This window comes from Edaphobacter modestus (genome assembly GCF_004217555.1).
Taxonomy (GTDB): Bacteria; Acidobacteriota; Terriglobia; order Terriglobales; family Acidobacteriaceae; genus Edaphobacter; species Edaphobacter modestus.
In genome coordinates this window covers 37,725-62,643 of sequence record NZ_SHKW01000001.1, presented here as the reverse complement: position 1 = coordinate 62,643, position 24,919 = coordinate 37,725, and the positions used below count along the sequence as shown (strand labels likewise).

The following is a 24,919-nucleotide window of genomic DNA, read 5'->3' as shown; positions in this document are numbered from 1 at the left end:
CTCCTCTCTACTAAATGGGTTTCCCTGGCGCGTGCGTTGGTACTTCAGCATGCGCCGCCTGTGGTGCTGCTCCGCTGGCACGCAGGCCTGCGATCTCGTCACTTGTGAATCCAAGTTCCTTCAGCACTTCATCGTTATGCTCGCCGATTCCAGGCGCGCGCCTGGCAGGCACCTTAGTAACACCGTGCACTTGAATAGGACTGCTGATGGTCGAGGTCAACTTCTCGCCGGCTCCCTCGAACGGAACGACGATGTCATTCGCTCGCAGTTGCGGATCATTAACGACTTCCTGCGGCTCACGCACGGCGCCGAAGGGGACGTGAACGCCGTTGAAGACCTCATACCAATGCGACATTGGCTGCGAACCAAAGATCTCATCGAGCATTGCCGTCAGTTGCGGCCGGTTCTGCGCCAGCTTGGCGGGATCCGAGAATCGCGGATCCGTCAGGATATCCTCACGACCCAGTGCTTTTAGAACCGCGGGTACCTTGTCCGGAGTAACTACCAAAACGAACCAGGTGCCATCGGAAGAACGATACGTGTTCAAACCTGCATTTGCGGGATGTGCTCGATCGTGCAGCCCATAGAAACTCGCACCGCATAGAGCGGCCTGGATAAATACGCTGGCCGACCAGACACCTGCCGCGAGGAGCGAAGTCGTGACGTAGGATCCTTTGCCGGTGCGTTCGCGACGATAAAGAGCGGTCACGATTGCGCCATACATGGCGACCGCAGTCGCATTATCGCCGCTACCGGCCACGGGCCATGTCGGCGGCTCACCAGCATCGCGCGTCATAAATAACAAACCGCTTCGCGCCCAGAAGGCCGTGAGATCGAACCCCGGAAGAGCGGCGTCCGGACCTTTCTCCCCGAAGCCGGTGAGATCCGCATAGATCAGACGCGGATTCCACTGCGCGACATCGTCATATTCGAGCTTCAGTTTTTGGCGCGCGGCATGCGGCGTGTTGACGATGAACACGTCGGCCCACTTGGCTAACCGCTCGAGAACCTGCTGCGCGCTCGCAGCTTTCAGATTGAGCGCAACGCCACGTTTGTTTCGATTAGCCAATTCAAAGGGATAAGGCTCTTCTGAATGCGGCTGCGGAGGGATCTTATGCCCATTTCTCCACAGCTCTCCCTCGGGCGGCTCGACCTTGATCACATCCGCGCCGAAGTCGGACAGTATTGTCGCGGCTGCGGGACCCGCGATAAAACTCGCAAGGTCTACTACCTTCAGTCCTGAAAAAATTTCGTCTGCGCTCATGAGATCTCTTATCCTCCATCTGTTCGTCTGTCTGTGTAGCGAAGCTCGTCACAATGTTCCGGATCTGCTTCGGTTTTCGAATTGTGTTGAGGCCCCGAGCGCATCACACTCGCCTGGATTGCCCGGCCCAGTATTTCTCCCGTAAAACTCGTTTCAGAATCTTGCCCGACCCGGACTTGGGGAGTTCCTCTGTCATGAACTCGATATGGCGGGGCACCTTGTATGAGGCAATCCGCGTTTTGCAGTACTGCTTGAGTTCTTCTGCAGACAAGCTGGTTCCCGGTCGTAGAACAACGGCTGCGGCCACCAGCTCTCCCCATTTCTCATCCGGGATGCCGAATACTGCGGCCTCTTTCACTTCGGGGATCTCATAAATGGCGGCCTCGACTTCACCGGAGTAGACATTCTCCCCGCCGCTGACGATCATCTCTTTTGCTCGATCGACGATGTAGAAGTAGCCGTCCTTGTCCTGACGTCCAATATCTCCGGTGTGGAAGAACCCACCACGCAATGCTTCTGCGGTTTCGTCCACCGAGGACTCATCCCCTGGCAGGTCTTCTTCGATGTCGTGCCAGTAGCCCCGCATGATACCCGGCCCCCGTGCTACCAGGTTTCCGAGTTCGCCGGAAGCCACGGGTTTGCCGGCTGCATCGAGAACTCGCAGATCAATACCGGGGCATGGGCGTCCACACGACTGAAGTCTGTCGTCGGTGTGTTCGGCATCTGTCAAACCAGTCAGGAAACCGGCTTCGCTCAAACCGTAAACCTGCAGCAACTTCGCTTTCCGCAAAGCTCTGCGTACTTCCTGTACAAGCGCGGGAGCGATTGGCGAGCCTCCGTACGCCAGCACATCCAGAGAGTCCAGATTGAATGCAGCAAGCTCCTGGAACTGACAGAGGGTGTTGATCATCGACGGAACCAACACCGTGTGTGTCACCTTGTTTGCCTGAACGGAGGCACAGAACGATAGCGCGTCAAAGCGCTCCAGTGTCATCTGTGCTGCGCCGAAGACCGGGGCCGCGAACATCGCCGGAAAATCGGCGATATGGAACATCGGCGACGCATGAAGAAAGACCGCCTTCTCTCGGTACGCCAGCCAGTAATTGAGGTCATGAATGTTGGAGAAGACGTTCGCGTGTGTAAGTGCAGCCCCTTTGGGATCTCCGGTGGTTCCGCTCGTGTAAAGGAGCACGAGGATCGCGTCAGGATCGTAGAACTCTCCGGCGTACAGCTCTTCTGCTGCCTCATCAAGACGAGCAACGTCGATCAAGTGTTCCCACTCCACCCGCACGGCAGGGACGGGAAACTTCGAATGCCGGATCAGGCCACGCGGTCGTGCATCCTCGAGGAGCCGATCAATCTCGGCACTTGCATAACGCGTGTTGATCGGAACTGCGATGACTCCCAGCAGGCTGCAGGCATACACCAGTTCGATGTAGTCCGGCCCATTCGGCATCATGAAAGCCAGTCGATCTCCACTCAGGAAGCCGCGACGCCGAAGCGCCGCGGCGATCCTTCTAACTCGGATATCCAGTTCCAGAAAGGGTACGGCCCGGTCATCCCGCAGCAGAGCTGTGTGTTGTGGGAAGTACTGCAGGGCGCGACCAACGGAATGGGTGTAAATCATCGAAGCCTCTCGCTCGGTAACGTCAGACGCCATCTGACTAAATGAATGCGCTGAAGCCCGAGACGGCGCGGCCGACGATGAGGGTGTTCATCTCCCGCGTTCCCTCGTAGGAGTAGATCGCCTCGGCATCGGCAAAGAAACGGCCAACGTTGTAGTCAAGAAGGATTCCATTGGCTCCAAGAAGCTCTCTTGCATACCCGACTGTTTCGCGCATCTTGACTGTGCAGAACGCCTTGGCGAGGGAAGCATGTTCGTCCGCCAGCTTGCCCTGGTCCTGCAACTGGGAAAGCCGCATGACCATGCACTGGCAGGCGGTGATGTTGCCGACCATCTTTACGAGCAGGTCCTGAACGAGTTGGAACGAAGCGATCGGCTTGCCGAACTGTTCGCGCTGCTGTGCGTACAGCAATGCATTTTCGTAGGCGCCCATCTGGCATCCGACAGCTTCCCATGCAACGAAGCCGCGGGTCATGCGAAGTACGCGGGCAGTATCGCGAAAGGAGGTGTCGTTCTGCAGGCGGTTCTCTTCGGACACCTTGCAGTCTTCGAGGGTGATCAGTCCGTTCTGCACAACCCGCAGCGCCATCTTGTGCTGGATCTTCTCAACCTTGAAGCCGGGGGTGTTGTTCTCTACGATGAAGCCCTTCACCTGGCCATCGGCCACATCCCTTGCCCAAATGATGGTGAGGTCTCCAAACGTAGAGTTACCGATCCACTTCTTCTGACCGTTCAGGATCCATGTGTCACCCTCCCGGCGTGCGCTCGTCAAGAGACCACCGGAGGCGCCAGAGCCGATCAGAGGTTCCGTCAGACCGAAGGATCCGATCTTTTCGAGGCGCGCCATCGGCGGCAGCCACTTTTTCTTCTGCTCTTCCGACCCGCACAGGTAGATGGATCCCATCGCGAGACCACTGTGGACGCCGTAGAACGTGGCGAAGGAGCAGTCGACCTTCGCGATCTCCATCGCAACGTAGCAGCCCAGCAGGTTGCTCCCGCCGGCGCACTCATAGCCCTCAAAACCAAGCCCTGCAATCTGAAGGTCACGGAAACCTGGGACGAGGTCGAACGGGAACTCGTCCTTCGCCCAGAAATCGTTGATGATCGGCGAGACGGAGTTCTGCATGAACTCACGGACCTTGTTGACCTTCTCTTGCTCAGCTTCAGACAGCATCTGAAAGGTCTGGTAGAAATCGCTGTTCGGCTTCGGCAGTACCTTAGGCTTCGTTGCTTCCTGAGCGTGTGTGTCTGACATCGGATCCTCCAGTGCCTTTCTCTCTTGCTTGTGTCCACCACAACGGTCAAGCGACGTGGTGACCGCAGTGGGTTCAGCCCGTGTACGCCACGCCGGTCAGGTTCCCCTGAACAGCGAGTAGGGTCTTGTGCGTCGCGCCGTCCAGACTCGCGGTGTACAGCGAGCCTCCCAGATCGGTCATGAACATCCGATCACCGGGGATATCGAGCGCGAGCCCAATTCCTTCCATCAAATGGGTGAACACGATCTCGGGCTCAACCGAACGAGGAGCAGCGTCCATCGGAGCACGACTGACGGTATTGCCCCGTGGGGCATCGCCGCGGTCGGTCCAATAAAGGAAGCGATGCTCGAGATCCAGATCGAGATCGATTGGCTCCGGCAACTGATCGAACAACAGTTCGATATCGCTGCGTGAAGTGCAACTTTCTCCCTTGGGAATATCGAGCCCGGCGCGGAAGATCCTTCCGACACCTGCGTTGTCGAGGCCTTTCTGTGTCCAGTAGAGCTTGCCGCCTTCCACATCGATGGCAATTCCAACGCACCAGCGAGTGAGGTCTGCTCTGTCTGCTTCACCCTTGCCGGTTTGAATCAGGGTCTCAAGATTGGAGCCGTCGAGGTTCGAGCGCATCACACGCATTCCCTCGCGATCGCACCAGTAGAGCCTGCCGTTGCGTTTATCGAGCTGCAACTGTTTTGGGGTGAAGGTCTTTCCGTTCGGCACGATGGTGACGTGATTGCTGCCGTCGATGTTGGCGCGTTCGATCGAGCCATCTTCCTTGTTCGGGATGCCCATCTCCGTCCAGTAGATTTGCCCGTTCTCTACATCAACAACGATTCCGTCGGGGATGCGATGACGGTCGGTGGCAAGTACTTTGAGATCGCTTCCATCGGGATTGACGGAGAGCAGGCGGCCGCCACTCGCATCGATGAAGTACACGCGGCCACTCTTATTGCCATGCGCCTTAGTATGTTTTGGTTTCAACAACATAAGTATTCTTCTCCGTTTGCGTACATAAGATGTGCAGCCTGACTCCAGCATGTTCGAAGATCGCTACTTCGCTGTGCCTCTCAAGCCGAGCAGTCCGAGCAGCAGCCTGTCGCGCTCCCCGGCAAGTTCATCGATCGATTGATTGCCAGCCTCCGCCAGAACTCCTTGGACGATCTTCTCTTTCAGGTCGGGTGCGAACTCGGGATTGCCGAGATCTTTCCACCATGTGGTCATCGGACCCGCAAGGTGCTCCATGAAGTGATGGATGCCGCCTTGACCGCCGGCAAGATGGAAGAGCAAGTTTGGTCCCATAACACCCCAACGCAGTCCCGGTCCCCAGCTCACTGCGGCATCAGCGTCCGAAACGCTGAGCACGTCTTGCTCGATCAGGTAGACAACCTCGCGATAGAGAGCGGCTTGAAGACGGTTCGCGACATGGCCGACCACCTCTTTTCGAACGTGAATGGGTCGCTTACCGATTGAAGCGTAGAACGCGATAGCGCGCTCGATCGTGGCAGACGATGTCCTTTCACTACCGACCACCTCGACCAGAGGAATCAAATGAGGCGGATTGAAGGGGTGGCCGATCACACAGCGCTCAGGATGTTTGCAGGAGGATTGGCTGATGCCGATGGGGATGCCCGACGAGCTCGAAGCGAGGATCGTCGTCTCCGGAGTGAGTGCGTCCATGTCGGCGAACAACTTGATCTTGAAGTCAGGTCTCTCCGGCCCGTTCTCTTGGACCAGATCGACACCCTCAAGCGCGTCGCTCATCTTGGTCGTGAACGAGAGGCGCTCCTTTGAGGCGCCGGAAGACAGCCCCAACTGCTCAAGGGCAGGCCAGGCATTATCGATATACTCGCGCAGGTTCTCTTCGGCGTTTGGAGCTGGGTCTGTGGCGATCACTTCGAGACCATGTGCCAGGAACAGTGCGGCCCAGCTGGCACCGATGACTCCGGTTCCAACGATTGCGATACGACGGATGGGTTTGTCAGCAGACATCGGTGTTTCTCCTTCTTTCAGAACAAATCTCAGCGATGACGTCTAAAGACGCTCCGCGCGGAACTGTAAAGTCTGTCGCAGGCCCGGGACTGATGGGAACCGACAAACTCGTCACAATCCGACGACCCATCTTCCAAGCCACGAGGTGATCCTATCCAAGGCTGAAGCGCGAAAGATATTGCATATTCCTAGTAGTCGGTAGGGCGGATCCGCTTCCCATTAGCTGCATTGCTTCGACCTAATACAGCTGTAATGAAAGAACGCATACCGTGGAATCGGGCTGGTGCATATCGATGCCAAGCCGCCGGATCTTCGATTCCAGCGTCTGCCGTGGATGAAAACTTGAAAAGCTGAAACGCTTGATTTATGGCCACAATCTAGCGGAAACGATGGTGTTATCAATGTATCTCTCGGGTTAGTCGATCTAACCTCCGCGAGTCATTCGAGGTGTCCGTCAGCGACATGTTGTCTTGCTTTCGTAGCCGATACGCTTTGCTGCAAACTTGTAGAGCTGGTCGATCTGGACGTCGCTCAGATTAAGTAGAAGACCGGTCTCCTCGCAGGAATAACGAAGAATTCCGCGTAGAAAATACACTGCCCGTTCAGGCCACGGAAGCGTAGCAATTTGCGACAGCCCAGGGACTCTCAATTTGACGGGAGGAGGTGTCTTTGCTTGGAGCGGTGAGTTGGCAGTCTCCCGATTGTATTCAATGGCGGTATCGATCACGGCGTGGATTGCCTGTCCAAAGGTCACCTCGCATGGTGAGCCCTCTAGGCCTGATAATGCCTTGCGGAGGATTCTTTCAGGGGATAGATGGCAACACAAAAGCATCTCAGCAACGATAACGAGATCTGCGTGATTCTCGTCGAAGAATGTCCTCCACATCTCTTCTTGTTCTGTGATAAGTTCCGTAGTCATCATGAAGAATGCCTTTCCATTAGAAGAGGGTTGCTTACAATGTTGCTCCCGCGACGTTAGCAGTTGCCATCCGGCCTCTTTTGATTCTCGTCGTGCGACGGGCTCTAGTAGTCTGCCCTGGCAAACCTCACGAATCGTGGTGTGAACCTTCCAGTGCCATCGCCGTCTTGGTCAGGATCTGTTCGGGAGATAATTGGCAACGCAACAGCATCTCAACCGCGAGTGTGAGGGCGGTTCGCTGTTCGAAGACCAATATTCTCCACATGTCTTGCTGATTGATTTCAAGGTCAGCGCGTGTCATGTGCTTGTCCTCCTAGTGCATGCTCTGGCAGCTATATATGAAGGCGGCCTGCCATTAGGCATCCTTGGAATACCGCCGTCGGAGTAATCTTTCGAGCTGGCGCCCACTCCGCGGACCGTCACCGGTAGGGTCCACCGCGTCATATAGCGCGACGCATAGCCCAGCCTTGGTCGCCATGCCAGAAGCCAGCCAGGCAAGCCCCGCCAACAACAGCAATGTCCGGCTGAGTCACGTATAAACCTCACCGGCGCACGCACAACAAATTGGCGCGCCTTTGCCCAATATCTTCTCCACGTTCGCCGCAGTCGCCACGGATCTCCTCGGTAATCCTCATCGTTTACGCTCGAGGCCGATTTGCGAGTTCGACGGAGTGCTCGGCCCATTTAGCCATCCAATGGCGCGATGCTAGCAATCACTACCGCGGCAAACAATTACATCTTCCTTGTAGTCGCTTGCTGAACGCACGTGGGCTAACGATGGTTTCTGTTGCATTCGACTTCATTTAGATCGATCTACACCTGTTCCGAACGTCACACTCCGACCTAAATGGAAGAGTTGCAGGTGTGGTTCAGCGCACTATGAACTGCATCCTGCACGAATGCGCTGTCAGCAATGGACCTGGGTCTGCGGGTGATAAATCGACAGGACGCCTTACAGGAACATGTAATTTATCTCGCTCCCCAGCATTGCTAGTATCGCCGGGTCACTGCAGTTCTACTCGGAGGCACAATCGTTGCGAAGACGGACTTTGCAAGCGACTACAAAGAGCGATTTTGAAAGTGCAACTACACCAAACCAACGGAGAAATTAATATGGGTCAAAATAACGGAACATCGAAGCGTAGCGAAAAAGGACTTCTCACACCAGACAACTGCGTCGTGGCGCTGATCGATCACCAACCGCAAATGCTGTTCGGAACGAGTAACTTTGATCGCCAGTCGATCATTAACTGTACTGTCGCGTTAGGAAAAGCAGCGCGGGTATTCGACGTGCCGGTGGTGCTGACGACGGTCGAGACAAAGAGCTTCAGCGGGAATCTGTGGCCGCAGATCCGGTCCGTGTTCCCGGGCCAGCAACCGATCGAGCGTTCGTCCATGAATTCCTGGGACGACAAGAACTTCGTTGCGGCAATCGAGAAGACAGGTCGCAAGAAGATTGTGCTGGCCGGGCTATGGACGGAGACCTGTGTGGCTCTTCCGACAGTGCAGGCGATCCACGATGGCTACGAGGTTTACGTGGTCGAAGATTGCTGCGGCGACGTTAGCCAACTCGCACACGACAATGCAATGCGTCGTGTTGTCCAGGCGGGAGCAAAACCGGTGACGGCCCTCTCTGTGACCCTGGAATGGCAGCGCGACTGGGCAAACCGGGATACCTACGACGCTGTGATGGACCTCGCGAAGACGCACTATGGCGCTTATGGCATCGGCGTCGAATATTGCTACACGATGGTTCATGGCGCTCCCGCTACGAAGTTGCCGGAGTACGTGGTCCCCACCGCGGAACTCGCACACAAATAGAGCTCGTGGAGGGCAGGCAAACCCTGCCCTCTGAACAACAGCGCTTTGCTACTAAGGAGAACTCTATGGTAGTTGACACAATACTTCACAACGCCAGGATCGCGACAAATCGAGTGCCAGCGTTTGTCGAAGCGGTTGCCATCACCGCCGGAACAATCAGTGCGGCCGGCACAGACGAGGAGATCCTTCGGCTGCGGGGCCCAATGACAACGGTCATTGATGGAAATCGGAGAACGGTCATCCCCGGTCTCAACGATTCCCATATGCATCCGATCCGCGGTGGGCTCAATTTCAACCTGGAGTTGCGTTGGGATGGGGTGCCATCGCTCGCCGATGCGCTGCGAATGCTCAAGGAGCAAGCGGCTCGGACGCCCGCGCCTCAGTGGGTGCGGGTTGTCGGCGGGTGGACGGAGTTTCAGTTTGCCGAGCGCAGGATGCCGACGTTGGATGAGATCAACTCGGTGTCCCCGGACACCCCGGTTTTCGTCATGCACTTGTACGACCGGGTGTTGCTCAACCGGGCAGCGCTACGCGCAGTGGGCTACACAAAAGACACCCCGAATCCTCCCGGCGGCGAGATTCAACGCGACAAGCAGGGTAATCCCACGGGTCTTCTGTTGGCCAAACCGAACGCAAACATTCTGTACTCGACCTTGGCGAAGGGACCCAGGCTGTCGCGGGAAGACCAGCTTAACTCATCGCGTCTCTTCTTCAGAGAATTGAATCGTTTCGGCATCACCAGTGCAATCGATGCGGGCGGTGGCTTCCAGAACTACCCTGACGACTATGGGGTCGTGAACGAACTGCACAAGAAGGGTGAACTCTCGATTCGACTGGCCTACAACCTTTTCACTCAGAAACCAAAGCAGGAACTTGCCGACTTCCAGAATTGGACAAAGATGACCAAGCCTGGCGATGGCGATGACTTCTATCGCGTGAACGGTGCAGGCGAGATGCTGGTTTTCTCTGCTGCCGACTTCGAAGACTTCCTTCAACCTCGGCCGGACATGGCGCCTGTCATGGAGACCGAGTTGAAGGCGGTGATTCATCACCTCGCGGAAAACCGATGGCCGTTCCGCATGCATGCTACGTACGACGAAACAATCTCTCGGGCCTTGAATGTGTACGAGGAGGTTAACCGCGAGATTCCTTTTGACGGACTGCACTGGTTTTTTGATCACTGCGAGACGATTTCCGACCGGAATATTGAGCGAATCAAATCACTTGGTGGCGGTATTGCCGTTCAGAACAGAATGGCTTTTCAGGGCGAATATTTTGTCGAGCGTTATGGCGCGCAGCAGGCGAAACGCACGCCTCCAATTCAAAGAATGTTGGAGATGGGAGTCCCAGTGGGAGCCGGCACAGACGCCACGCGGGTCTCGAGCTATAATCCATTCCTTTCTCTTTATTGGCTGGTGACCGGGAAGACCATCGGTGGGTTGAGCTTATATACCGAGAAAAACCGGTTGGACCGCTCGAAAGCACTCGAGCTTTATACCGTCGGCAGCAGTTGGTTTTCTACGGAAGACGGCAAGAAAGGATCGCTAGCCCCAGGGCAGCTCGGCGACTTGGCGGTCCTCTCCTCGGACTACTTCTCAATTCCTGAAGAGGAGATAAAGAACCTGGAGTCGGTGCTGACTATCGTCGGGGGCAAGGTAGTTTATGCAGCAGGCGAATTCTCAAGCATGGCGCCTCCGGAACTGCCCGTGAGTCCGGACTGGTCTCCTGTCAACCAAAACGGTGGATATGCGCGTAGTGAGGAACAATCGACCGTCGGGGCTACAGCGAGCCACGCGATGTCATGGCACGATGGCAAGTATTCCGCCGCTCATAAGACGCACCAATGGATCTTGGGCGACAAGGGACTTTGGAGTCTCGGCTGCGATTGCTTCGCTTTCTAACTCCAAATTGAAAGGATATGCAATTGGATCCATCTCAAGGACGGCCCAACAAGGGGGAGCGCGTGAGCTTTGGTCGACTCGCGCGAGACAGCGCGTTTGAGCTGATCCTCACCTCTGTTCTGCTATTCGGCGTAGTCAGTATCGTAAGGTGGGTGATTGGCCCGTCGCCCATCTCACGGACGATCCCTGGGATCCATGCCGAGCTCTGGATCGTGGGGGCTGCTGTCGCCTTTCTGCTTGCCGGACTGATTCTCAGCCCACCGGGAAGGGCCTCCGGGGGGCACATGAATCCGGCAATCTCGCTGGCCATGTGGCGCTTCGGAGTCTTCCCCGGAGCAGGGGTCATCCCCTACACCATCGCCCAATTACTCGGTTCCGTACTTGGGGTCGTCGCCGCTCGCACGGTGTGGGGCCATGTTGTGGCGGAACCGACGGTAGCATATGGTGCGCTCCAGCCAGGACCGGGATGGTCGACCTCGGAACTATTCGCCATCGAAGCCTTCGGCATGGCGGTCATCGTGTCGCTTGTCGGGTTCTGCCTCGCGGTACAACGACTGACGCCATTCGTTCCTTGGATCGTTGGGGCTCTCGTGGGCCTCGGAATCGCGGTGCTAGGAACAACGACTGGAGGCAGCCTGAACCCCGCCCGCCAGTTTGGGCCGGCTGTCATTTCGGGGCAAACGCAATTCCTATGGGTGTACTTGGTAGCCCCATTGGTGGGGGCAGCAATCGAGGCGTGGCCCATATCGCTACTTCAGTATCGTCGGAAGGTATTGACCCATAGGCTATGCGGGCACTGTCCGGCATCCAGCAACAAATCAGCTCTAAAAATATCGGCCCCGCAGTAAAGGAGATTTCAATGCGCACTACCAGATACCTTATCGTGACCACCGTCGCCACCCTCCTGATCTATGGGAGCGCGGGTCTTTCATGGTTATCAGGAACTACACCGCTGGTCGTCCACGCTTCTACGTCAACGCCGAATCCGGGAGTGGCACCGCAGTACGATACAACTCACGTTTATGTCTTTCCAGAGGATTTCGATCGTTTCGTGGCCAGTCTTCTGGCGACCTTTGGAGGCACGACTACGAAGCAAGGCGTCTTTACCGTGACACCGACTCCGAGCAGCACGATGTCGCAACTGGTCATGACACCAGTGGGAACCGTGTCGGTGTTTGGCTTCAAGACGCCGGTACCTTATCCATTCGGCGCTGAGCGGACAGGTTACTTGGTGACAGACCTGGATGGAGCGACCCAAAGCGCGGTAGCAGATGGAGCGGATGTGCTCGTCAGCCAATTTAACGATCCGATTGGACGCGATGTCGTCATTCAATGGCCGGGAGGCGTGAATATGCAACTGTACTGGCATACCACCGCTCCGTCCTACAAGGCGCTTCAGACGATTCCGGAAAACCGGGTCTATGTGTCCACCAACAGGCTGGAGGCGTTTCTTCGGAGCTTTCTGGGCTTCTCTCATGGCAAAGTGGTCTCCGATAACCCGCATGCGCCCGGCGTCGAGATCGGACGACCGAAGGACATCTATCGCAGAATCCGCATCGAATCGAACTTCGGCAAGTTGACCGTGCTCGTAACGGATGGTCACCTGCCGTATCCCTACGGACGCGAGACGACCGGCTATGAGGTCGCAAACCTCACGGATACCCTTGCCAAGGCCAAAGCAGCTGGCGTAGAGATTCTGGTCGCTCCTTACACTGCCGATCAAAGGAATGCAGCCATCCTTCAATTTCCTGGCGGTTATATTGCCGAGGTCCACTCCCCCGTGAGCAATTAGTGTGTGTCCGGCCACTGCCAGCGATGACCTGCGGTGGGGCGCTCGAGAGAGATCGCAAAGTTCTCTGTCCGCGAAGGTGTACGAAATTAGTGATTAAGAAATGAAATCGACGCGAATCTTTCGAGTTTTGATCGCAGCCTTTTTCCTGACCGGGTTGATTGCACACGCACAGTCAGCCAATGCCGAGAACCCCGCGATCTCGGATCGCAGTTACACGCTGCTGCGTGAGGACGAGAACTGGACCTTCCTGCGCGATCGGGCTCTCCGGCAGGACTTCTGGGATCCGATCAAGTACATCCCTTTGCGAAACCCTGCGGACGACTGGTATCTCACCATCGGAGGTGAGGCTCGAGAGGTCTGGGAGCAGATCGGCAATGACAATTGGGGACAGCAGCCCTACATGAACGGGTATCTGAACGAACGATACATGCTTTCGCTTGACGCTCACTATGGAAAACATGTGCGTTCATTCGTTGAGTTAAAGAGTGGATTGAATTCATACCGGATAGGTGGCCCGCGACACATCGACGAAAAGAAGCTCGACTTCCAGGCCGGATTTCTGGAACTTGGCACTTCCAAAGGTGCGAACTCCATCGCACTCCGTGTTGGCAGGCAGGAACTCGAGTACGGCTCCGGGCGCTTGATTGATGTGCGGGAAGGTCCGAATGTTCGGCTGAGCTTTGACGGCTTCATGGTCAAAAGCAAGATGGACTCTTGGCAAATCGACGGATTCGCTGTTCGTCCCGACTTGGACAATCCCGGGTTCTTTGACAACGCACCGAATCACGCCGTTGGCTTCTGGGGCGTGTACGCCACCCGGGCCTTACCACGCAAAATATCCCTGGAGGCCTACTACTTGGGCCTGGACCGCAGGCAGGCGACTTTCGAACGAGGCACGGCTCGAGAGTTGCGCCACACCTTGGGTGCGAGGATTTCGCGCCCCGTTGCAACGGAATCGTCCGGACTGGATTTTGATTACGAAGGCCTCTGGCAGTTCGGCACGTTCGGCTCCGGGAACATTCGGGCATGGACGGTTGCGTCCGAAACGGGCTATCGATTTCCGACGGTTCGGCTGAAACCGCGGTTCAGCGTAAAGGCAGACATCTCGAGTGGAGATAATCCCAGTTCAAAAACCTTGGCGACCTTCAATCCCCTCTTTCCGAAGGGGAACTACTTCGGAGTCCTGGCCACAACGGGGCCCGGTCCGATTAACTTCATCGATGTTCATCCGCATGTCGAAACAACATTTCCGCACAACGTGACCGCATCGGTCGATTGGATTTTTCAGTGGCGGGAAAATGTCCGGGACGGAGTCTACTCGGTCCCCGGATTTCTGATCCGGCCCGCAGGCAATAGCCAAGCGCGATTTGTCGGACACAGGCCGGGCACGGAGTTGCGATGGCAGGTTGACCGACATCTCTGGTTTCAGGCTGACTATGGAATTTTCTACGCTGGCAGGTTCTTGAAGGAGACGCAACCCGGCCGCAACCTGAACTATTGGGCCCTGTGGGCCGGCTATAAGTTTTAGGGACGAATGGTTGGAGGACCCTAGGTTAGGGTGGTTTATGACTAAGATGTTCCAATTCACTAACTCCAATGACCGATATCCAAACCGTTTAGTTATCGAATCGGTCGAAGGCGGGGTGTTGTTTAGGCGGGGCGTTGTTTAGGCGTTGCGTCTAGCGAACCTGGGCGGCCCAGCGTGGCCGCCTTTCTTAAAACTCGGCATCCTCATCGCCCGAAAGCTCGTGATCAGCTTCCCGCCATCCTTGCTTCCATTCCTCGCTGGCTTCTTCGCTGAATGGAACATCGCGCCAGCGCTATCATAACCACGTTCGTAATCTGTTTCCTGCTCTTCCCGCACGCCTCGGACGGGCGAGATTCTGGACATTACTCGAAAGTGGCGGGAATTCTCGACCGGGTTTTAACGGGTGCTGAACTCAGTTTCAATCGAGTGGGAAAGATTCATAGGTGACAGGTCTAGCGGGTCACGAAAAATGACCAATAAGTACCTGTCAAAGTGGTCAGCATTGGGATGCGGAATCACGTCGTCGTTGGAGGTAAATAATAATTCCGCCTACTGAATAATAGATTTGCCTACTATGCAAATATTCCGCCTACTAAGGCGGCCAGTAGTGGCGAACATCCAACACGTCCACAATAATTGTGGATCTTTTCGATCACTGTCATATCGGGGATAAATATGAACCGATTCGCCGCAAGATCTAGCCGATTTCTCGTAGTTGTTAGCCTCGGATTCGGTGGTCGATATGCTTCAGAGAATGTTGAGAGAGGTTCTATTGTCAATAGTTCTATCATGAAGTGACGGAGGACCATGATGCCGACTCGGAATATCAATCTCACGTCGGAAATGGATCAGTTTGTTGATCAGAAGATCCAGAGCGGGCAATATGCCAATGCAAGCGAAGTTCTTATGGCTGGTCTGCGAGCTCTAGAAGAAGACGACAATGAAAACGGGGTTAAACTTCAGGCGCTTCGCGCGGCAGTGCAAGCCGGTATTGACAGTGGCGAGGTTGAAGTTGACGTGATCGGCCGAATCCGGGCTCGGATCCAGAGGCGTGCCGAAGTCACTGGAAGGACCAAAACAGCTTGAATCTTGATCTGGATCAAGAGCAAGTTCAAGGACAGTGATGAGGGTTCCGGCCTCATCACTCTGTTTCAGAGTCGACCCGAACGTTACGAAGCTCCATTAACGGAGCTTATTGAGGAAAGGGCTGCTTCGGATCCTCAGTTTGGCTTGGAATTGAGTGAAAAAGTGAAGCGGGTGGCTCCACATATTCGTATCGTCCAGAAGATCGATCAAGCGGATGACTGTCGGGTTCGCGCCCGCACCGCCGTCCGCAATTTTGCCTTGCTGCGAAAGATCGCCATCAACCTCGTCCGACGACATAACAGATCAAGGAACAGCTTGCGCGGACGACGAAAAATAGCCGCATGGAACAACCAGTACATGCGCCAGGTCCTCACAGGTATTTTTCATGCGTAGCCCCTGGGGACAAGGTAGAGTGATCTAACGATGACCAAACTAGTTCTTCACACGCCAGAGTCAGGGAAGAATCTTTCCAACCACTACAAACGAGCCTTCAGCCAGGGGATTGAATTGTTTGTAGTGACGGCATATCTGACCGATTGGGACACATCTCTCAAATTGACTCCGGCTTGTCGTCATTTTCGAATGATTGTTGGCAGGGATTTCGGGATCACAAGAAAGATCGCTTGCAGTAAGGTGATGGCATGGTTGCCGCCTAAGCGTAAGGCCGAATTCCTTGTAGCTGACCGAATCGTTGGTTTTCACCCAAAGGCTGTGTTTTGGAGAGAGAAGGACAGAAGCTGCTATGCCCTTGTGGGATCGTCGAACTTGACTCTAGCTGCCTTCAACTCGAACTATGAAGCGAATGCTTTGGTCCAGCTTGACGAGCGTGGTACCTCAGTGCAAAACGGTGGTTGAAAAATATCGAGGGAAAGTCGGTTGTGATGTCGCAGGGATGGCTGAATAAATACAACGAAGCCGTCTTCAGCTCGTAAGGAATTAGCAAAGGTATCAACAGAACTGATCGCGAGATTCCTGTAAGCACGCTTGATCTGCCGAGGCCGCCTGGGATGAAGGCGCAAATTACAGAGCGAAGACAGCAATTGGCTGCGTACCAGACAAAGCGTGTTGGCCTCACTAAGTTGTTTCGCCGTTGCGCCAATGAGGAGACGACGCAAGGCAGTTCTTTGAAGAGCTACCCATGTACTGGAGCAGCGAAGGGCTCTGGTGCAAATAGCAAAAACTCCACTCCATGCGGAGGAGTGAAAGAGGTCAGAGTTGCGAGTTTCCCGCCATTTCTGCACATCGAGAGTTAAAATTCGTTGAGCCAAAGCGCGCTAAGAAGCTATTTGCACCAGAGCCCACTCCACTCGGGTGACCGCGCTTCATTGAGATGACGCGGCTGCAGGAGAACGCCGGACGCCGTTGAAAGCCAGAACGAACACCCGTCTGACCACAGTGGACGCGGCACGCCTGGCATTTGGCCAGAGCACCAGAACCAGCACAATCCCCGCCAATGCCAGCATCTGAAAGCACCAGAAGATGTCGATGTAAGCAAGAGTCAGGGTTTGCTTGGTAACCAACCCGTGGAATATCTCGTAGGAACCAAGATTGGCTGTAGTCGCCGGTAATCCTCTTGCGTGCAGGGCGTGCCCAAGTTCCACCTGCAATCTGTGAATGTCGGGATTGAGACGTCCCGCGACGTCGAGCAGACGGCTGGAATGGACACTCTCGCGAATATCCAGCATTGCTACGGTCGCACTGACCCCCAGCACGCTGCCTACCCCACGAAGATGGTAGTAGATGGCCATGTCGAAGGGAAGATAGCGAGGGCTTGACTTGCCGAGCAGGATGCCGGACACCGCTGGTATCTGCATGCCCAGGGACGCGCCATGCAGGACGACAATCAGATACAGATTCAAAGCCGGCGTGTCCGGTGTCAGCTGCAGAGTCAGGAGATGATTCGCAATCGCAAAGATGCTGAGCCCTAGCAGTACGACAACTTGCGGTGAGAGCTTCGGCGCGAACCTTGAGCCGAAAGCGAGGCCGACGAACGTTGCGATTGCGTCTACGCCAAAAAAGAGCGCGGTCTGGGTGGCGTTGTAATCCTGAACCCCGCGAAGATATTGGGGCAGGACGAACAAGCTGGCTGAGAGTAACACTCCGAAAATCACGGCCAATAAGATGCCCGAGGAAAGGGCGGACTCCCGGTAAAGTAAGCGAAGGTTTAATACGGGATTAGTGTTGTCCGGGCGAGTGTCCCGCCAAACGAAAAGCGCCAGGCAGACAGCCGCAACCAGGATCATCGAACAGATGAGACGCGACTGCAGCCACATGTCCTGTTGCCCACGGCTCATCGCCACTTGAAATGCCGTTAAGCCGGCAACGATGAGGCCGGTCGAAACTAGGTCGATCGGAGGAGCATCGGGCTCGAATTCTAGCCGGCGAGGGATGACCTTATAGAGCAACGCCGCGGCCACCAATGTCAGGGGAACGATCGCGAGAAATCCAAGGTTCCATCTGGTGTTGTCCGTAACGACACCAAATAGTACCGGCATGAGGGCGCGCGACGAGTTAACGATAAGTGCGAAAACTAAGAGAGCCGGACCGCGTTCCTTGGGAGCGTGTAGGCGAGTTAGTGCACTCATCGCCCGGACAAGGAACGCCCCTCCTCCAATTCCCATTACGACTCGCGCGGTTAGAAGGGCCGGAAGGGTTTCACTTAGGCAGCAGCCGAGAGCACCTCCGCCATACAGCAGGAGTGACAACACCAGGTAGTTCCGGGTTCCTAACCGGCGCACAAACCAGGCGGTGAGAGGCACGACACAGAGAAAGGCAGCGCCATACACTGTGACAACCCAACTGATCTCGTCCTGGCCGGCGGCAACGTTGCCTTTCATATCCGGCAGGATTACGTTGATGGCTATCGTCGTACCCGTTTCAACAGCGACTGCCAAGCCTAGGCCGACGACGATCATCCATCGCTGGAATTTGGTGAGCCGGGACAGGGTCCGCCGGATACCACGATCGAACAGTTCGCCTTCCGCGACAACAGCGGGGTTCAGTGTTTGTGACAGGGCATCAGTGGACATAAACGGTGGCCTTGACGTTGGTACCAGGGCGTAACAAAGCATCCGTGCGAGAGCTTCGCGTCACGAGGATCTTGACCGGAATGCGTTGCACCACTTTCACAAAGTTCCCCGTCGCATTTTGAGGCGGAAGCAGGGCCTGTCGCGAACCTGCGGCGCCGGAAATTGAATTGACGGTTCCTTCAAACTGCAGGTCGCCGTACATGTCGGCCCTTATCACAGCGCGCTGTCCAGAGTGCATATCGGCCAATTGGGTCTCTTTGAAGTTGGCCGTTACATAAATCTGATCAAGCGGCACAATCGTGAGCAGCAGCTGACCCGGCGCAACTTGGTCCCCTAGCTGTACGTTTCTTTGGGTCACGACGCCAGAGATGGGGGCGCGGATCTCCGTATAGCTCAATCGAAGCTTTGCGAGATCGAGTTGTGCCTTAGCGTGTTCCACCGCGGCCACGGACGATCTATGCTGCGCATCGCGCTCTTCGATTTGTTGCCGCAGCGCTTCGCTCTGACGAACGATGGCTTTTGACTTGCTCACCTGGGCCACGGCGGCGTCGGTCTGCGCCCGAACAATATCGACCGCTTTTTGAGCTTCCGCGAGCTTTTCTTGAGCGAGCGCGAATTCGCTGGCGGCAACTTGCGCCGAGGCCTGGACTGCGTCAAACTGCATCTTTGAGACGACTCCCGAAACAAGCAACGGCTGATACCGCCCTAAGTCCGCTTGGGCCCGGACATTTACGGCACGCTTTCCCTCCATGGCAGCCTGGGCGGCATTAAGCGTTGCAGTTGCTGTTTGCTCGAATGACTTCTGCGACCGCACCAGCTCGGACTCCGAGGCAGCCTCAGCGGCTACAGCGCTCTCGATCCCGGTCCGGACTGTGTCACCGGTCAGTCGCACTGTCACGTTGGCCGATCGCTCCTGAGCGATGGCCACCTCAAGGGCGGCCGTGGCCTGGTCGACCTCTGCCTGGTAATCGCGGGGATCAATCCGCGCCAGTAATTCGCCCGCCGCGACCTGTTGATTGTCATCCACCAGGATTTGGTCGATGTGGCCCGAAATACGCGGTGAGACTGAACTGATGTGGCTGTCCACTTGCGCATCGTCGGTTGAAACGCGACCCGAGAAAAACAAAAACGTGGCGACCACACATCCCACGCAAACAAGGGAAAGAACAAGGAGAAGCTTCCAGTGCTTCCACTGCTTCCACACGGACTGTCTATCGGGAGGGCTGGCAACCGCGGTGAGGGCGGGTTGCTCCATTGTCGTAGCGATTGGATTAGTGGCCATAAGTGTCCTCCGAATGCCATTGCTCCGGGCCAGGTCAGCCCGCGCGTCCTTCTCTTTGTCGAAGCCGATTGCCCATTACGCCCTAAGATGTTAGCCAAAGATCGATTGACATGGCGCCGCATCCTCTAACGATGGCTATCAAGAGCAGCGAGAGGAGCATTACGTGATACTCAATCCCTTCCCCGTTCTTTTCGCCAAACCAATTCATTGCCCATCCATCGGGCAAATGCACTATAAGCGCACCCGTAAAGATTATGAACAGACCACCAGCCGCGATTCTGCCCAAAAAGCCTGCTACTAGCGCAATGCTTCCAAAAGACTGTCCGAGGATGATCAGCCATGCAATGCTTCTCGGAATTCTGCGAGAATCTAGGTCTTTCAGAGTGCCGTCGATTCCTGGCCCCCCAAACCATCCGAAGAGTTTCTGCATTCCGTATGGAAAAATGATGAGTCCAGCAATAATCCTCAAAAAGGTCAAGGCGTAGTCTGGATCTGTGTGAAGCATTTTCTCGATCATCGACTGCTAGGCTCCGATTTTCTATGGTCCGGAAGTAATTACTTTTGCTTCTTGAGCCACAAGTGTTCCGGCTAGAAGAATTGACAACATGAGTATGCGTTTGATCACTTTGATGTCTCTGTATTAAGCATTCCTGGTTGGTAGGCTCCTGGTACCGATCGAAATGAGATCGCGAGACGGTTCCAACCGTTGATAGTGATGACAGCTAGTGTGAGATTCACGAGTTCCTCATCCGAGAAACTCTGTTTCGCTAACTCATATATGTCATCCGTTACATGGCCCTCCGTAATTAGGGTCAGAGCCTCGGTCCATGCTAGAGCCGCGCGCTCTCGTGCGGTGAAGAATGGTGTCTCGCGCCATGAAGTAAGCGCGTACAGACGCTGTTCCGTCTCGCCCTCGCTACGGGCATCTTTGGAGTGCATATCAATACAGTAGGCACATCCATTGATCTGTGAGGCTCGTACCTTCACGAGTTCGACAAGCGATGGTTCGAGTTTGGATGCCTTTCGAACAAACATCTCCAAACCGATCATGGCCGCGTAAGCCGCTGGAGATGCTTGCTGAGCATTAAGGCGTGCTTCCATTAGTGCGTTCCTTTCTTTTTGCATTCGCCGCTGGGAGCGATTGTGTTAGTCGTTGAGCCAATCTAGGCGCCGTGGCTTGAAGTTGAGCAACCTCTTCGCCTTGTGGTTGGAAGCACCAGAGAGTCTTGTGGCGTAGTAAACCGCGTCTTCTCCTGCAAATTGGCGCGCCGTGTCTTTAGGAATGTTCTGGTGCGGAGTTGCTCCTACAGCTTTATAGTTAAGCCGCCTGAGTACTCAAGCTGGGCTGGTTTGTAATGCATCGGGCTGCCAAGGCGATCGGTAAGCCAACGAACAAAGCGTGCCCGAGAACCCCGTTCAGCAAGAGCGGCAAAGACAAGGGTGATTTCACGACGGTTGTGTGCGGTAGTACGACAAAGTTCATAACAATGAATACCGCAACGCCGTAGATCGTGCCCCACATTACCGCCTCCCTGCTTAGCATGGGCAGAAACCGGGTTGCTCCCACGTAGAGGGCAGCAGCCGCGAAGGCGATGAAAAAATGGGTGAGGAGACCAACCAAGGCGCAGGGAATTCCCTTTTGAAAAGCGGCCGGCCGCTCCATAAAAGCCGCTGGCAATGAATTGCAGAACTTGGATCGGGTTGAAGCCCGCAGCGAAGTAATAGGCCACGAAGCCGTCAGCCGCATCGAGTATTCCAGCGATGAGTCCGCCATAGAATATCGCGGCACCTGGGGTGATCAGTTTCGATTTAGACATAATCATCTCCATGCTTCATTTGTGGCACTCGTCTCGGTGAAAGGTGAGTTTGAGGTTTCGGGCTCCTAGCGCCATGCGGATCGTTACGGACACGATATTCTTCGAGTAGCAATGACCGCCGCATCGGCATCATCGACGGACCGGTGCAGATCATAGTTGAGGCACCCGGCTTCTAGCCGGGTGGGCTCGACTCGAGCGGCTAGAGCCGCTCCGAGCGCCGCCCTCTGGCCACGCCGAGCGTGGAAGAAAGCGAGATTTGTGGCCTCTGGCATGGAGTTTCCTTCCCTGCTCACACCGGTGATAGACGAATGATGGGTTTGATTGTGCCCCCTTTTTCACTGTCTTGCGCCGCTTGATTGATTTGATCGAGGCTGTAAAACTTCGTCAGTTTCTCGAACGGGAAGCGCCCCTGCGCGTTGAGTTCGATGAGCTGAGGGATAAAAATGTCAGGAACGCTCTCACCCTCAAGAATGCCGCGTATCCCCTTGCCTTGTATCATCAGGGTGTTTACGTCAAAGCTCACCTCTGTACCTAATGGCTCTGCTCCGACGATGCCGCACGTGCCTAGAGATCCGAGTGCTTCTATCGCCTGATGCAACGCTCTGGGGTCCCCGGAGGCCTCTAGCGAATAATCGACTCCGCCACCAGTAATATCTCGGATCGCCTCAACTGGATTCGTCTGTTTACTGTTAATCGCATGTGTCGCGCCCAGATCCTTTGCCATTTCCAGACGCGAGGGCACGATGTCTATGGCGACGATGGTTGTTGCCCCAACAGCCCGTGCTGCCATAATCGCTGAGCATCCAACTGCGCCCGCACCGAAGGAAGCGAAACTGGTACCCGGTCTCACATTCAGCGCATTCATTACGGCCCCGGCTCCGGTCTGAATACCGCAGCCGAGCGGACCGAGGCGTTCGAGCGGTACGTCACCGCTGACCTTGACCACGTTGCGTTCATTGGCGAGTGCGTATGTCGCAAACGACGATTGCCCGAAGAAGTGATCGTGAACTTTCTCGCCATGGCCGTCGAGTGTAGCAGTGCTGCCGTCCAACCGCGCTCCACCGAAGCTGAGCGGGAACGTCTTCTCGCAATGTGCCATCCTTCCCAAGCGACAAGGCCTACAACGTCCGCATGTCAGGAATGTGAGCACCACAGAATCGCCAGGCGCGACTTTGACAACATCCGCACCTACGCTCTCGACGATTCCTGCGCCTTCGTGTCCGAGGACGATTGGCTGTGGCACCGGGTAGCCCTTGTCACGTGCAACCATATCTGTATGGCACAAGCCGGTGGCCACGACCCTGACCAACACTTCGTCTCGGCGCGGAGCTTCCAAAGTTAGGGTTTCGATGTAAAAAGGCCCGCCTTTCTCGCGTACGACGGCGGCTTTAATCTGTGTTGTGTTTTTGCTCATCGAATTTTCCTCCGCAGTTGAGATTCTGTAGTAACGATCTGCGCCGGGTAGACCACGCCGTGCTGCCGACAGAGCGGCGCGATGCTCTCCGGCTGGAAGTAGTGGCCGTAGCGGGCGCCGAGTCCGGCGAGGTCGGGCAACGCCGCCATGCTCACCGCCTTCGCCGCGGCCATCTGCTCGCCCAGCTCGTTGAAGAAGTGCTCGAAGCCCGCGGGCGAGATGATCTCCAGGAGCCGGCAGGGGGTGTCGCCGGCGTTCCAGAACGTGTGCCACTGGTTCCGCGGCTTGAAGACGAGGTCGCCCGCCTCGGCGTACACCACGTCGTCGCCGAGCTGCGCGCCCATGTGCCCCTCGAGCACGTAGCTGTACTCGTCCTCTCGCTGGTGCAGGTGCAGCGGGGACACCAGGGTGCGCGGCGGGATCGGGTGCTCGACCAGGGAAAAGGTTTCGCCAGTTTCCGCGCCCCAGATAATGAAGCGCACGCCGACTGACTGGAGGTCCACGAACTTCCCGTCGCGGAGACCGATAATGCGGGGCCCGGTGGAACCGTCGAACCGGGACGAAGGGAGCTGGAAGGGCCGGGCTGGCCGGATCGGGTCAAGCTGTGGGATCTGCATGTTAGCCATTGACTTATCTCCTGATCTTAAGGGTGTACCGGTCGCTGTCGCTGGTTCTGTGAACACTTCTGATTACCGAACGCCGCTCCATTGTTCAGGCAGCCTGCCAAATCACTTTTGGGTTGGTAAGTTCCCGTGCGCCGGGCCCGCCAAGTTCGCGCCCATACCCTGAAGCTTTGAAGCCTCCGAACGGTGCGCGGGGATCGGTGCGGGTGAAGTCATTGATAAATACCATTCCAGACTCGATCTCGCCGGCAACGCGACGGGCCCTGACGAGGTCGCGGCTCCAGACCGCAGCGCTGAGACCGAAGTCAGTGATGTTGGCGATGCGAATCGCTTCGTCCTCGGTCTTGAAGGGGAAGATCATAGCCACGGGACCAAAGAATTCTTCCTTGGCTATCGCCGCCTCGGGCGGCAGCCCCACAAGCACAGTCGGCGGGTAGAAATTGCCGGGGCCGGCGGGGATCTCACCGCCAGTGAGAATGCGTGCTCCAGCCTTTACCGCGTCGAGCACCTGGCGATGGAGGTTCTTGCGGGCTCCGGAGAGGGCCAGTGGACCGATCTTGATGCCTTCCTTCATGGGATCGCCCATTGGGAGCGCCTTGGATTGTTCGACAAACGCCTTAGTGAAGTCGTCGAACAGAGACTCCGCCACCAGGAAGCGCTTGGCGCAAATGCAACCCTCACTGTTGTTGAAGTAGCGCGACGCTATGCCGAGCTGCACGGCCTTCGCAAGATCTGCGTCCTCCAGAACGATGAATGGATCGGAACCGCCAATTTCCAGCACCACTCTCTTGCCGGCTCGGGCCGCTTCCTCCGCAACTGCGCGGCCGGCGCGGACGCTGCCGGTGACGATGGCGGCCCGCACCCGCGGATCGGCGATGACGGCCGCACACGCCTCAACCGGGATTGCAAGGTTGACATAAAGTCCTTCGGGGCCACCGGCGTCGCGCGCCAGGGTCTCCAGTGCCTCGGCGCAGCCTTGGACCGATTCGGCATGCTTGATGAGCGCGGTATTGCCGACAAGGGCTGTGGTGTTGAAGAAGCGCAGCACCTGCCAGAAGGGTACGTTCCACGGCTGAAGGGAGAAGATCGGTCCTAACGATTCATAGATGATCTGCGCCGGTATGCCGGGGATGGGCTGTGGCTTGAGATATGCCTCCCCCGTTTCGGCGAGGTGGCGCGCGGCCCAGGCGGATTTCTTGATCTCGAAGATGGAGTCCGCCAGCGGCTTGCCCATCTCGGCGGTGATTAGGCGGCCATAGGTCTTCGCCCGCTCTTCCAGCAGCTTGGCGAGCCGGTTGAGGAAGGCGATTCGCTCCTGCAGTGGGGTGCGGGACCAGCGCCGCCAGCCCTCCCAAGCGCGCTGCAAGCGTACCTCGATTTCTGCCTTGTTGTGCTCCGGATAAGTGCCAAGCAGTTCTCCCGTCGCCGGATTACGTGATTCGAAGTTCATTGAAGGCTCCCTGCCACTTTCTGTGGCATATTCAGTTTTGATTGCATGTTCAGCAACAATTACGGTCTATTACTCTGCCGATGGAAGAAGTAGTCACAACAGTTAGAGATCGAGTTGCCAAGCC

General features: G+C 56.1%; 23 protein-coding genes. 7 read left to right on the top strand and 16 right to left on the bottom strand.

All coding sequences use genetic code 11. The features are described 5' to 3' along the window. Window positions 1-10: 10 nt before the first annotated feature. The 7 genes from BDD14_RS00270 to BDD14_RS31490 all read right to left on the bottom strand — a co-directional run bounded on the left by BDD14_RS00270 (window position 11) and on the right by BDD14_RS31490 (window position 7,353). Entirely contained in the window at window positions 11-1,264 is a 1,254-nt protein-coding gene (locus BDD14_RS00270; protein ID WP_130417080.1) for a CaiB/BaiF CoA transferase family protein, read from the bottom strand. Between the two features lie 103 nt (window positions 1,265-1,367). Continuing rightward, window positions 1,368-2,891 (bottom strand): class I adenylate-forming enzyme family protein, encoded by a 1,524-nt coding sequence (locus tag BDD14_RS00265; protein WP_165419830.1) that lies wholly within the window; start codon window positions 2,889-2,891, stop codon window positions 1,368-1,370. Window positions 2,892-2,928: 37 nt separating this feature from the next. After that, window positions 2,929-4,143 (bottom strand): acyl-CoA dehydrogenase family protein, encoded by a 1,215-nt coding sequence (locus tag BDD14_RS00260; RefSeq protein ID WP_130417078.1) that lies wholly within the window; start codon window positions 4,141-4,143, stop codon window positions 2,929-2,931. Window positions 4,144-4,216: 73 nt separating this feature from the next. Continuing rightward, a complete protein-coding gene (locus BDD14_RS00255; protein ID WP_130417077.1) occupies window positions 4,217-5,131 on the bottom strand; it encodes an SMP-30/gluconolactonase/LRE family protein in 915 nt (304 codons plus the stop codon). A 63-nt stretch (window positions 5,132-5,194) separates the two neighbouring features. Further along, window positions 5,195-6,133: a 3-hydroxyacyl-CoA dehydrogenase NAD-binding domain-containing protein gene (locus BDD14_RS00250; RefSeq protein ID WP_130417076.1), complete on the bottom strand. Its 939-nt coding sequence runs from the start codon at window positions 6,131-6,133 to the stop codon at window positions 5,195-5,197. 454 nt (window positions 6,134-6,587) lie between these two features. Beyond that, the gene (locus BDD14_RS00245) at window positions 6,588-7,055 is read right to left on the bottom strand and encodes a hypothetical protein (RefSeq protein WP_130417075.1); all 468 of its coding nucleotides are present in this window, start codon (window positions 7,053-7,055) and stop codon (window positions 6,588-6,590) included. 124 nt (window positions 7,056-7,179) lie between these two features. Next, window positions 7,180-7,353 (bottom strand): hypothetical protein, encoded by a 174-nt coding sequence (locus tag BDD14_RS31490; protein ID WP_165419829.1) that lies wholly within the window; start codon window positions 7,351-7,353, stop codon window positions 7,180-7,182. 812 nt (window positions 7,354-8,165) lie between these two features. Between BDD14_RS31490 and BDD14_RS00240 the strand changes: the two genes are divergently transcribed. The 7 genes from BDD14_RS00240 to BDD14_RS32255 all read left to right on the top strand — a co-directional run bounded on the left by BDD14_RS00240 (window position 8,166) and on the right by BDD14_RS32255 (window position 15,573). Then, window positions 8,166-8,873 (top strand): hydrolase, encoded by a 708-nt coding sequence (locus tag BDD14_RS00240; protein ID WP_130417074.1) that lies wholly within the window; start codon window positions 8,166-8,168, stop codon window positions 8,871-8,873. 65 nt (window positions 8,874-8,938) lie between these two features. Further along, the gene (locus tag BDD14_RS00235; RefSeq protein WP_130417073.1) at window positions 8,939-10,774 is read left to right on the top strand and encodes an amidohydrolase; all 1,836 of its coding nucleotides are present in this window, start codon (window positions 8,939-8,941) and stop codon (window positions 10,772-10,774) included. Between the two features lie 23 nt (window positions 10,775-10,797). Then, a complete protein-coding gene (locus tag BDD14_RS00230) occupies window positions 10,798-11,622 on the top strand; it encodes an MIP/aquaporin family protein (protein ID WP_165419828.1) in 825 nt (274 codons plus the stop codon). Window positions 11,623-11,633: 11 nt separating this feature from the next. Further along, on the top strand, window positions 11,634-12,566 hold the full coding sequence (locus BDD14_RS00225; RefSeq protein WP_130417071.1) for a glyoxalase: 933 nt from the start codon (window positions 11,634-11,636) through the stop codon (window positions 12,564-12,566). A gap of 100 nt (window positions 12,567-12,666) precedes the next feature. Beyond that, entirely contained in the window at window positions 12,667-14,094 is a 1,428-nt protein-coding gene (locus BDD14_RS00220; protein WP_130417070.1) for an alginate export family protein, read from the top strand. An 807-nt stretch (window positions 14,095-14,901) separates the two neighbouring features. Further along, window positions 14,902-15,180 (top strand): type II toxin-antitoxin system ParD family antitoxin, encoded by a 279-nt coding sequence (locus tag BDD14_RS00215; RefSeq protein WP_207231639.1) that lies wholly within the window; start codon window positions 14,902-14,904, stop codon window positions 15,178-15,180. Between the two features lie 3 nt (window positions 15,181-15,183). Beyond that, entirely contained in the window at window positions 15,184-15,573 is a 390-nt protein-coding gene (locus BDD14_RS32255) for a hypothetical protein (protein WP_207231638.1), read from the top strand. A gap of 929 nt (window positions 15,574-16,502) precedes the next feature. Here BDD14_RS32255 and BDD14_RS00200 read toward each other — a convergent pair. From BDD14_RS00200 to BDD14_RS00160, 9 genes are all read right to left on the bottom strand, one after another. Then, a complete protein-coding gene (locus BDD14_RS00200) occupies window positions 16,503-18,209 on the bottom strand; it encodes an MFS transporter (protein ID WP_165419827.1) in 1,707 nt (568 codons plus the stop codon). Further along, window positions 18,199-19,491: an HlyD family secretion protein gene (locus BDD14_RS00195; RefSeq protein ID WP_130417067.1), complete on the bottom strand. Its 1,293-nt coding sequence runs from the start codon at window positions 19,489-19,491 to the stop codon at window positions 18,199-18,201. The genes BDD14_RS00200 and BDD14_RS00195 overlap by 11 nt, the downstream gene beginning before the upstream one ends. Window positions 19,492-19,573: 82 nt before the next feature. After that, window positions 19,574-20,008, bottom strand: a complete 435-nt coding sequence (locus BDD14_RS00190; RefSeq protein ID WP_130417066.1) for a DoxX family protein — start codon at window positions 20,006-20,008, stop codon at window positions 19,574-19,576. Between the two features lie 104 nt (window positions 20,009-20,112). Further along, window positions 20,113-20,592, bottom strand: coding sequence for a carboxymuconolactone decarboxylase family protein (locus BDD14_RS00185; RefSeq protein WP_130417065.1), 480 nt, complete (start codon window positions 20,590-20,592; stop codon window positions 20,113-20,115). Between the two features lie 203 nt (window positions 20,593-20,795). Beyond that, window positions 20,796-21,308 carry a hypothetical protein gene (locus BDD14_RS00180; protein WP_130417064.1) on the bottom strand — a complete coding sequence of 171 codons (513 nt, stop codon included), beginning with the start codon at window positions 21,306-21,308 and terminating at the stop codon, window positions 20,796-20,798. 83 nt (window positions 21,309-21,391) lie between these two features. Then, window positions 21,392-21,580 carry a putative quinol monooxygenase gene (locus BDD14_RS34095; RefSeq protein ID WP_130417063.1) on the bottom strand — a complete coding sequence of 63 codons (189 nt, stop codon included), beginning with the start codon at window positions 21,578-21,580 and terminating at the stop codon, window positions 21,392-21,394. 17 nt (window positions 21,581-21,597) lie between these two features. Next, window positions 21,598-22,722 carry an NAD(P)-dependent alcohol dehydrogenase gene (locus BDD14_RS00170; RefSeq protein ID WP_130417062.1) on the bottom strand — a complete coding sequence of 375 codons (1,125 nt, stop codon included), beginning with the start codon at window positions 22,720-22,722 and terminating at the stop codon, window positions 21,598-21,600. After that, on the bottom strand, window positions 22,719-23,348 hold the full coding sequence (locus BDD14_RS00165; protein WP_207231637.1) for a cupin domain-containing protein: 630 nt from the start codon (window positions 23,346-23,348) through the stop codon (window positions 22,719-22,721). The genes BDD14_RS00170 and BDD14_RS00165 overlap by 4 nt, the downstream gene beginning before the upstream one ends. An 85-nt stretch (window positions 23,349-23,433) precedes the next feature. After that, window positions 23,434-24,795: an aldehyde dehydrogenase family protein gene (locus BDD14_RS00160; protein ID WP_130417061.1), complete on the bottom strand. Its 1,362-nt coding sequence runs from the start codon at window positions 24,793-24,795 to the stop codon at window positions 23,434-23,436. Window positions 24,796-24,919 lie beyond the last annotated feature (124 nt).

Excerpts from the sequence above, each read along its gene's own strand:
- BDD14_RS00270 (WP_130417080.1), bottom strand. The coding sequence starts at position 1,264 with ATGAGCGCAGACGAAATTTTTTCAGGACTGAAGGTAGTAGACCTTGCG.
- BDD14_RS00265 (WP_165419830.1), bottom strand. The coding sequence starts at position 2,891 with ATGATTTACACCCATTCCGTTGGTCGCGCCCTGCAGTACTTCCCACAA.
- BDD14_RS00260 (WP_130417078.1), bottom strand. The coding sequence starts at position 4,143 with ATGTCAGACACACACGCTCAGGAAGCAACGAAGCCTAAGGTACTGCCG.
- BDD14_RS00255 (WP_130417077.1), bottom strand. The coding sequence starts at position 5,131 with ATGTTGTTGAAACCAAAACATACTAAGGCGCATGGCAATAAGAGTGGC.
- BDD14_RS00250 (WP_130417076.1), bottom strand. The coding sequence starts at position 6,133 with ATGTCTGCTGACAAACCCATCCGTCGTATCGCAATCGTTGGAACCGGA.
- BDD14_RS00245 (WP_130417075.1), bottom strand. The coding sequence starts at position 7,055 with ATGATGACTACGGAACTTATCACAGAACAAGAAGAGATGTGGAGGACA.
- BDD14_RS31490 (WP_165419829.1), bottom strand. The coding sequence starts at position 7,353 with ATGACACGCGCTGACCTTGAAATCAATCAGCAAGACATGTGGAGAATA.
- BDD14_RS00240 (WP_130417074.1), top strand. The coding sequence starts at position 8,166 with ATGGGTCAAAATAACGGAACATCGAAGCGTAGCGAAAAAGGACTTCTC.
- BDD14_RS00235 (WP_130417073.1), top strand. The coding sequence starts at position 8,939 with ATGGTAGTTGACACAATACTTCACAACGCCAGGATCGCGACAAATCGA.
- BDD14_RS00225 (WP_130417071.1), top strand. The coding sequence starts at position 11,634 with ATGCGCACTACCAGATACCTTATCGTGACCACCGTCGCCACCCTCCTG.
- BDD14_RS00220 (WP_130417070.1), top strand. The coding sequence starts at position 12,667 with ATGAAATCGACGCGAATCTTTCGAGTTTTGATCGCAGCCTTTTTCCTG.
- BDD14_RS00215 (WP_207231639.1), top strand. The coding sequence starts at position 14,902 with ATGATGCCGACTCGGAATATCAATCTCACGTCGGAAATGGATCAGTTT.
- BDD14_RS00200 (WP_165419827.1), bottom strand. The coding sequence starts at position 18,209 with ATGTCCACTGATGCCCTGTCACAAACACTGAACCCCGCTGTTGTCGCG.
- BDD14_RS00195 (WP_130417067.1), bottom strand. The coding sequence starts at position 19,491 with ATGGCCACTAATCCAATCGCTACGACAATGGAGCAACCCGCCCTCACC.
- BDD14_RS00190 (WP_130417066.1), bottom strand. The coding sequence starts at position 20,008 with ATGATCGAGAAAATGCTTCACACAGATCCAGACTACGCCTTGACCTTT.
- BDD14_RS00185 (WP_130417065.1), bottom strand. The coding sequence starts at position 20,592 with ATGGAAGCACGCCTTAATGCTCAGCAAGCATCTCCAGCGGCTTACGCG.
- BDD14_RS00180 (WP_130417064.1), bottom strand. The coding sequence starts at position 21,308 with ATGTCTAAATCGAAACTGATCACCCCAGGTGCCGCGATATTCTATGGC.
- BDD14_RS34095 (WP_130417063.1), bottom strand. The coding sequence starts at position 21,580 with ATGCCAGAGGCCACAAATCTCGCTTTCTTCCACGCTCGGCGTGGCCAG.
- BDD14_RS00170 (WP_130417062.1), bottom strand. The coding sequence starts at position 22,722 with ATGAGCAAAAACACAACACAGATTAAAGCCGCCGTCGTACGCGAGAAA.
- BDD14_RS00165 (WP_207231637.1), bottom strand. The coding sequence starts at position 23,348 with ATGGCTAACATGCAGATCCCACAGCTTGACCCGATCCGGCCAGCCCGG.
- BDD14_RS00160 (WP_130417061.1), bottom strand. The coding sequence starts at position 24,795 with ATGAACTTCGAATCACGTAATCCGGCGACGGGAGAACTGCTTGGCACT.